A 7,393-nucleotide genomic window follows, 5' to 3' on the forward strand; every position below is an offset into this window, starting at 1 on the left:
TTTTACGCCGAGCCGGTGTCGAGGCAGTTCTCGGCGCGCCAGCCATAGAGCCATTGCAGCGAGTCGTAGAACTGGTCCTGGGTGCGGCCCACCCACAGCGCATTGCGCACCAGACGGTCCACGCCCTTCGCGTGGTAAATGCGGCCCATTTCGCGCGCGGAGTAGAGCACGCGCGCCGTGCGCGGAATGCGCGCCGTTTCATAGCGCTTGAATGCCTCGACGAAATCGCCATCGGCTGCCTTGACGGCAACGCCCAAAGTGACCGCGTCTTCGAGCGCCTGGCAGGCGCCCTGCGCCATGTACTGCGTCATCGGGTGCGCGGCGTCGCCGAGGATCGTGGCGCGCCCGAAGCTCCATTGTTCGACCGGGTCGCGGTCGGCCGTGGCCCAACGCTTCCACGACGTGGGCCGGTCGAGCATCTGGCGCGGCAGGGCGTCGATTCCCTGGAAGTACGAAATGACCTCCTCCTTGCTGCCGTCGCGCACGCCCCAGACTTCCTGCTCACGGCTGTGGAAGGTCACGACGAGGTTGTACTGGCGGCCGCCGCGCAACGGGTAGTGCACGAGGTGGCAGTGCGGGCCCGCCCACACCACGGGTGCGTTGATCTGCAGATCCTTCGGCATGTTGTCCACGTCGACCACGGCGCGGTAGACCACATGGCCCGTCACGCGCGGCTCGTCGCCGATCAACGCCGCACGCACCGCGGACTTCACGCCGTCGCAGCCGATCACGGCGTCGGCGCTGTAGCGCTCGCCATGCTGGTCGATTACGGTGACGCCTGACTCGTTTTGTTCGAGCGACTTGATTTGCGTGTCGGTGCGGAACTGGATGAGTGGGTTGTCCTTCACCGCTTCGAGAATCGACAGATGAATGTCCGCGCGATGAATCACGCCATACGGATTGCCAAAGCGCTCGCGAAAGCGCTCGCCCGTTTCGATGCGCGCAACGGGCTTGGCGTTGGTCGCGTCCATGAGCGTGAGCGAGTCGGTGAATACCGCGCGATTGCGCGCAGCCTCGCCCGCGCCTAGCGCGTCGAGCGCCGTGAACGCATTGGGGCCGAGCTGGATACCCGCGCCGATCTCGCCGATCTGCGGCGCCTGCTCGAGCAGCAGCACACGAACGTCGGCCCGCGCGAGCGCGAGCGCCGCGGCCAGTCCGCCGATACCGCCGCCCACCACGATCGCGCTGCGCTTGGCGTTAGAGGTATGCATGTCTTGTCTCCTGAATGATTTGTTTGAGGCGCGTGGCTAGCTGGAGTAATCGGGCTGACGCTGCGGCTCGGCCGCTGCGAATGCGGGGTGCTCGCTAGCGTGCCGATACACAGCCATGCTGCGTTCATAGGCTGAGAGGTCGCAGCCCATACGAAGCGCATTGGCGATTTGCGGCACGAGGCAGCAGTCGGCCAGTGTCGGCGCCGCGCCGAAGCACCACGGTCCATCGTGCGCCGTTGCCGCTTGTGCGAGCAGGCGCTCGACGGCCGCCATGCCTTCGGCGATCCAGTGGCGATACCACGCGTTCTTTTGTTCCGGCGTGACGTCCAGCACGTCTTGCAGATACTTGAGCACGCGCAGGTTGTTGACCGGATGGATATCGCTGCCAATCAGATACGCGAGTTCAAGCACGCGCGCGCGTGCTTGGGGCTGTGTCGGAATCAAACGCGGCTCGGGATAGCGCGTGTCGAGCCAGTCGATGATGGCGAGCGACTGGCCAAGATGGAAGTCGCCTTCGATGATCGCCGGCACCGCCGCCGAAGCGTTGATGCGCTCGACATAGTCCGGCGCGCGATGCTCGCCGGTGCGGATGTTCACGCCGAGATAGTCATGCTCGACGCCCTTGAGCCGCAACGCGATGCGCACGCGGTACGAAGTCGAGCTATTGAAGAAGCTGTAGAGCTGCACGATGGACTTTCCTGTTGAACGGCTGCGCTTCAAACCACCTTGACGGTCAGCTCGCCCAGGCGTTCGACGCCCACCTTCATGGTGTCGCCGGCTTTCACGGGGCCCACGCCTTCGGGCGTGCCGGTGAAGATCACGTCGCCCGGTTCGAGGCGGAAGAACTTCGAGAGATACGAAACCGTTTCGGCCACCGACCAGATGAGGTGAGAAACATCGCTCTTCTGTTTCGTTTCGCCGTTCACGGTGAGCCACAGGCCCGCGTTGTCGAAGTGGCCGGCGACGCTTGCCGGATGCACGGGCCCCACCGGCGCGGAAAGATCGAACGCCTTGCCGATCTCCCAGGGGCGGCCCATTTCGCGCATCTTCATCTGCAGGTCGCGGCGCGTCATGTCGAGGCCCACGGCGTAGCCCCACACGTGCGAGAGCGCATCTTCCAGGCCGATGTCCGAGCCTGCCTTGCCGATCACCGCCACGAGTTCGGCCTCGTAGTGGTAGTTCTGCGTTTGCGCGGGATACGGCAGTTCCAGCGTTTGCCCATAGGCCACGGGCACGATGGCGTTATCGGGCTTGCAGAAGAAGAAGGGCGGCTCGCGGTCCGGGTCGAAGCCCATTTCGCGCGCATGCGCGGCGTAATTACGGCCCACGCAATACACGCGACGCACGGCGAACTGATCGGTCGAGTCGGCAACGGCAAGGGCGACGGGCGCCTCGGGCTGAAAAACGAATGCCATGATGGTTGCTCTTTGGGAGAGTGACTAGGTTGATATGGATTGCGAATTAATTGGCAAGCCCGTATCGAATCGGACACGCGCTTGCCATAAAGGCGTTAGCCGATGCGTTCCTCGCGCAGCAGATTGAGCGCGGCGAGCACAGGGCGATCGGAATAGCTGAAGAGCACGGCGTCGCTTTGTGCTTCGAGTTGCACCGGCACCCATGAAGGCGCGACGAACACGTCGTGCGGGTCGAACGTGAAGCGCTCCTCGCCGACGCGCACCGCGCCGTGGCCTTCCACCACGCAATAGACGGTCGAATCGGTGCTGCGGTAGGTCTTACCCTTGAAGCCCGCAGGCAAGAACTGCATGAAGGTCGCCATGGTGGGCATGGGCCAGCCGCCCGTGGCCGGATTCACGTAGCGCAGCTTCGCGCCGTCCCAGTCGTCGAGTTCACCGTTGCGGTAGAGCGTCTCTAGCGCTTCGCGGCTGCGGGCGTACGGGTAGCTGAAAATCGGCGAAGTCGGATCACTCACCGTATGGCGCACGGGCAGCATGTTGTGGCCAAAGCGCGCGTAGCTGTCGCCTTCGGGGCGCGCGATGGGCTGCGTGGCCTCGGGGTAATTTTCTGCGAAGCCCGCGTCGAGATGCGCGATCAGCGGAATATCCAGACCGTCGAGCCACACCACAGGCTCGCCGCCTTCCTCGACCGACGGGTTGCCATGATCGTGCCAGGTCCACGAGGGCGTGATGATGAAGTCGCCGGGGTGCATGGTGGTGCGCTCGCCGTTCACGGCTGTCCACGCGCCCTTGCCTTCGACGATGAAGCGAAGCGCCGATTGCGTATGGCGATGGCTCGGCGCGATCTCGCCGGGCAGGATCAACTGCAGGCCGGCGTAGAGGTTGGGCGTCAGGCTCGATTTGCCAGGCAGTCCGGGGTTTTCGAGCACGAGCACACGCCGGATCGCCTCTTCGGCGCTGATGACCGAGCCCGCCTGCATGACGAGTTCGCGCACTTGCGCGTACTTCCAGATCGCGGGCAGGGCTTGCGGGCGCGGCGACTTCGGCACGAGGGCGTGCAGCGACTCCCAAAGCGGCGACATGCCGCTGCGCGCGATCTGCGCGTAGTAGGCCGCGCGTTCGGGCGTGACTGCGTTGGCTGACATGCTGGACATGCGAGTCTCCTGTGTTCCTGTGTATTTGTCGGTGCTGCGTGTCGGTGCTGCGTGTCGGTGCTGCGTTCGTTTGCATTGCCGCTGAACGAATTTATAAGTCAGCAAGCCATATCCGGTAAAATCACAAATTCTTCTTATCCATATGTTTTTGGATATAGCTTGGCGGGGGACACATGGACTGGACACATCGCCTGCGTCTGCGGCACCTGCAGATGCTGCTTTCCGTGGCGCAGACCGGCAATCTGAGCCAGTCGGCCGAAGCGCTCAACACCACACAGCCGGCGCTCTCCAAGTGGCTCAAGGACCTCGAAGCCGACATCGGCTTGCCGCTGTTCGAGCGCCACGCGCGCGGCCTGCGGCCCACGCCCTATGGCGAGGCGCTGATCGAGCACGCGCGTCGCATCGAGGGCCACCTCGACAGCGCGCGCGACGACATGGGCGCGCTGCGCGAGGGCGGCAGCGGGCTGATCTCGATCGGCACGTCGGGCGTGTCGGCGGCGGACACGGTGCCGCTCGCGGTCGCGCGGCTCATCGAGACGATGCCGCGCGCGCAGGTGCGGCTCATGGAAAGCACGATGAACCTCATGATGCCGGCGCTCGTGCACGGGGACCTCGACGTCGTGGTGGGACGCGCAGCCAATGCGCAGGTCGACCCGACGCTCGAAATGGAGACGCTCTATCGCGACCCCGTGAACTTCGTCGTGGGGCTCGGGCATCCGCTAGCGAAACGCCGCAAGCTGGACTGGCCCGATTTGTTCGAGTACGCGTGGATCGTCTGGCCGGCGGGTACGCCCATTCGCACGGCGCTCGAAACGGCGCTCGCGGCGGCGGGGCGCAGCATGCCGCGTCACACCGTGGAATCGAATTCGTCGATGCTCAATGTGACGCTGCTGAACCAGACGCGCCTGATCGGCGTGGCCTCGCATCGCGCGGCCGTGCGCTTCGAGCGGCTCAACGTGCTGCGCGTGCTTGCCATGCCGATGCCGCTCGGCAGTTCGGGCGCGGTGGCCATGTACTGGCGGCGCGACAGCGTGAGCCGCGCGGCCGTGGCGCTGGCGCTGGATTGTTTGCGCGAGAGTGCGAATCCGGCGGGGGATGGCGCGGGGCAATGAAGTGAAACGCTGACGAGGGACAACCTGATGCAACCAGCCTGCCGTTATGCTGCGCGGCTGGATTTTTCCCATGCATAGGTTCTACCCCGAAATGAAAAAGCTCACCCTCGCAGGATTCGTACTCGCCAATGTGCTGTGCGCCGGCAGCGACGAGCCTGCCCAGCTGGCGAGGCCAGCGAAGGGAAGAAGAGGTCAATGCTCGACTGGAGTTCGGCGGCAGTCGGCATTCCAAAACGATTGATCTGAGTTTTCGCTGCGCCGAGCGTCTCTCGGTCGAACGAGGCCAGACGCAGGACAAGCGTTGCCACATGGGTGTCGCCATATCTCGAAAGCGGACCGGAATCAGCGAGTTGAGGATTAGGCCAGACTGCTTGCCGAATGCGATTTTCGAATAGGGTTCGCGGCTGCAAAGCGACGGAATGGGGTCGAGTTTTGACGAACTCGACGCAGCCCAGCAGCCCAGCTTTAAGCTTGCCTCGTAGCCGTTTAACTTCCCTCTTGAGCTTGGCGCCGACTATTTCGTCGGGAGCATCGAGCTACAGTTCTATTCCTTCCGCACGCATGTTGGCACACGCAGCGCTGTCAATCACGCCTTGTTAACGCTCAGATATTGAGGGCTGTGTTGGTCTCGGCTTCGAGACGGCTTTGGGCATAGCCGGCTGCGGCAATACGTCGAATCTGCTTTAAACGATTGATGTTATCGGGCTGTCACTGGAAAGTGGGGGGGCCGCGGACTTACTTCAGCAGTACCGAGATGGCACTCCCCATCCAATTGCATGGAGTTACCGTCTATCGCCGTCTGTGCGAACGGCGGAAGGCGAAGCAAAGCCGACACCCGAATGTCCAGCCGAGGACGCCAGACATTGTCTCAAATTGGTCGCACTGCGTCCCACGACCGGGCGCGCCGGTCGTCCCCGACTCGTATCCCTTCTGCCTCAAAGCGGTCATTCGGAGACGTCACGCCGACGGTCGCAGTGCATCGGCGACACGCACTGCGCCAGAAATGCGGTGCTACGAAGAGATGGCTGATCATTTCTGTGATCGTGATTTGGCGTGGTTCGGGCGCCTTGTCGCTGAGCGCTCGGTCACCACATGCCAAATGGCTTCGTGAGGGCGCCATGACTGCGCGCGCTGCATTGTTGCGGAGGAGTACATCCACCTCCCCTTTCGGGTTAGGCGCCATCTGCCGCGCGGCCGCGCTGGCTGCCCTGGTGGCAAGCGGATCCTCCGGTCTTGTCTGGGCACAAACCCAAGCGACAACGACGGCTCCTGTCGCGCCGGTTCCCACTTACCGGGTCGGCGACCGGTGGGTCCTCGTGTACGGCAAAACCGCGATCGAGTCTACGGTCACGTCGGTGACAGACACGCAGACGACATTCGCCGAAACCAGGAATTGGGGCGAGCCTTACGAACTGGCCTTTGATGTACAAGGCAATCTGCTTCGATCCGGTGATACCAGCTATGAGCCATGTCTGTGTTCACTGAGCTTCCCGATGTCGGTGGGCAAGAGCTGGTATGCCCGATGGACCGTCCGGAACCCAACCGGCAGCCACCGGAGTGAAGCGAGCGTCTCCGTTGAAGCATTTGAACGCGTAAAGGTGCGGGCAGGCGAATTCGACGCCTTCAGGCTTGTCATGCACGGCATCTCAACCTACCAGGGAGGCAGTCTGTCTCGTGCACCATGGGATGCAACCTTCTGGTATGCGCCCGCGGTCAAACGGGTCGTGAAGTCAGAGGCTGTGTTTTTCGTGCGCTATCAGGGTTCAAAGACCGAGAAGTTCGAACTGTACGACTATTCACTGGCCCCGTGATGCGGGCGGTGTTTCCGCGAGTCCCCTTAAGCGCTCATCTCGGCGCAGACCGACCACGCCGTGCGGCCTTCTCCGACGCCTGCCTTTACGCGCAGGAGGATAGCCATAAACCGGGTATCGCGCTGACGACCAGCTGGCGTGAGATGATTTCTGGCCTATGGGAGACTTATGAATGACTTCGAACGCCGGCAAAGGCCGCAGGGCACTTTGCCTGACCGTCAGCTTCCGGGGCTCTACGGCCGCTCCAAAGGCCCGTTTCACCGCTCGGCGAACGGCAGGTTGTGGCCGACACCGGCACTTCGGCTGCAACGGCGCGTTGAACAAATAATGTCCCAACGGCCACAGGCAGTGCGAACCACGCCTTTGACGCGTTCGTTGTGCCTGATGTGCGGAGGCTTCCGCGCCTGGTGGCACTGGCCCCGCAGTCGCCGCGTACTGCGTTGATGGGAACCGTCTGCGGAGCGAACCTGGATCGGAGCAAGCATGGTGCCGCGGCAACGCCTGTCGCCTCAGCGACAGGCGTACTCGCTGGCTGAATCGCGCGTTTTCGCCGAGACTTCAAGCGCGTAGTCGATGAACAGCTCCTCGCCGGGCTGGATGTCCCTGAGAGCGTTGATGTAGACGCGGGCTGATTGCTCAATCGCCTCGCAGTTCGCCTTGCACGCATGGTGGAGCCACCTTGCGCCGTTA

The 7,393-nt window shown here is 63.3% G+C and carries 7 protein-coding genes; 2 read left to right on the plus strand and 5 right to left on the minus strand.

What is annotated here, in order from left to right:
* Window positions 1-2 precede the first annotated feature (2 nt).
* From U5A58_RS35595 to gtdA, 4 genes are all read right to left on the minus strand, one after another.
* On the minus strand, window positions 3-1,211 hold the full coding sequence (locus tag U5A58_RS35595; protein ID WP_321964880.1) for a 3-hydroxybenzoate 6-monooxygenase: 1,209 nt from the start codon (window positions 1,209-1,211) through the stop codon (window positions 3-5).
* Window positions 1,212-1,247: 36 nt separating this feature from the next.
* The gene (gene maiA / locus U5A58_RS35600) at window positions 1,248-1,898 is read right to left on the minus strand and encodes a maleylacetoacetate isomerase (protein ID WP_321964881.1); all 651 of its coding nucleotides are present in this window, start codon (window positions 1,896-1,898) and stop codon (window positions 1,248-1,250) included.
* A gap of 29 nt (window positions 1,899-1,927) precedes the next feature.
* Window positions 1,928-2,626, minus strand: coding sequence for a fumarylacetoacetate hydrolase family protein (locus U5A58_RS35605; protein WP_321964882.1), 699 nt, complete (start codon window positions 2,624-2,626; stop codon window positions 1,928-1,930).
* A 95-nt stretch (window positions 2,627-2,721) separates the two neighbouring features.
* Window positions 2,722-3,771, minus strand: coding sequence for a gentisate 1,2-dioxygenase (gene gtdA, locus U5A58_RS35610; RefSeq protein WP_321964890.1), 1,050 nt, complete (start codon window positions 3,769-3,771; stop codon window positions 2,722-2,724).
* Window positions 3,772-3,953: 182 nt separating this feature from the next.
* Here gtdA and U5A58_RS35615 point away from each other — a divergent pair, with 182 nt between their 5' ends.
* Window positions 3,954-4,892, plus strand: a complete 939-nt coding sequence (locus U5A58_RS35615) for a LysR substrate-binding domain-containing protein (protein WP_321964883.1) — start codon at window positions 3,954-3,956, stop codon at window positions 4,890-4,892.
* A 1,118-nt stretch (window positions 4,893-6,010) separates the two neighbouring features.
* Entirely contained in the window at window positions 6,011-6,703 is a 693-nt protein-coding gene (locus U5A58_RS35620; protein ID WP_321964884.1) for a hypothetical protein, read from the plus strand.
* Between the two features lie 509 nt (window positions 6,704-7,212).
* On the opposite strand, the gene U5A58_RS35625 is transcribed toward U5A58_RS35620, so the two are convergent.
* Window positions 7,213-7,393 (minus strand): SET domain-containing protein (locus U5A58_RS35625; RefSeq protein ID WP_321964885.1); only part of this gene is annotated, 181 nt, incomplete at its 5' end.

The organism is Paraburkholderia sp. J7 (assembly GCF_905220155.1).
Lineage (GTDB): Bacteria > Pseudomonadota > Gammaproteobacteria > Burkholderiales > Burkholderiaceae > Paraburkholderia.

Excerpts from the sequence above, each read along its gene's own strand:
- U5A58_RS35595 (WP_321964880.1), bottom strand. The coding sequence starts at position 1,211 with ATGCATACCTCTAACGCCAAGCGCAGCGCGATCGTGGTGGGCGGCGGT.
- U5A58_RS35605 (WP_321964882.1), bottom strand. The coding sequence starts at position 2,626 with ATGGCATTCGTTTTTCAGCCCGAGGCGCCCGTCGCCCTTGCCGTTGCC.
- gtdA (WP_321964890.1), bottom strand. The coding sequence starts at position 3,771 with ATGTCAGCCAACGCAGTCACGCCCGAACGCGCGGCCTACTACGCGCAG.
- U5A58_RS35615 (WP_321964883.1), top strand. The coding sequence starts at position 3,954 with ATGGACTGGACACATCGCCTGCGTCTGCGGCACCTGCAGATGCTGCTT.
- U5A58_RS35620 (WP_321964884.1), top strand. The coding sequence starts at position 6,011 with ATGACTGCGCGCGCTGCATTGTTGCGGAGGAGTACATCCACCTCCCCT.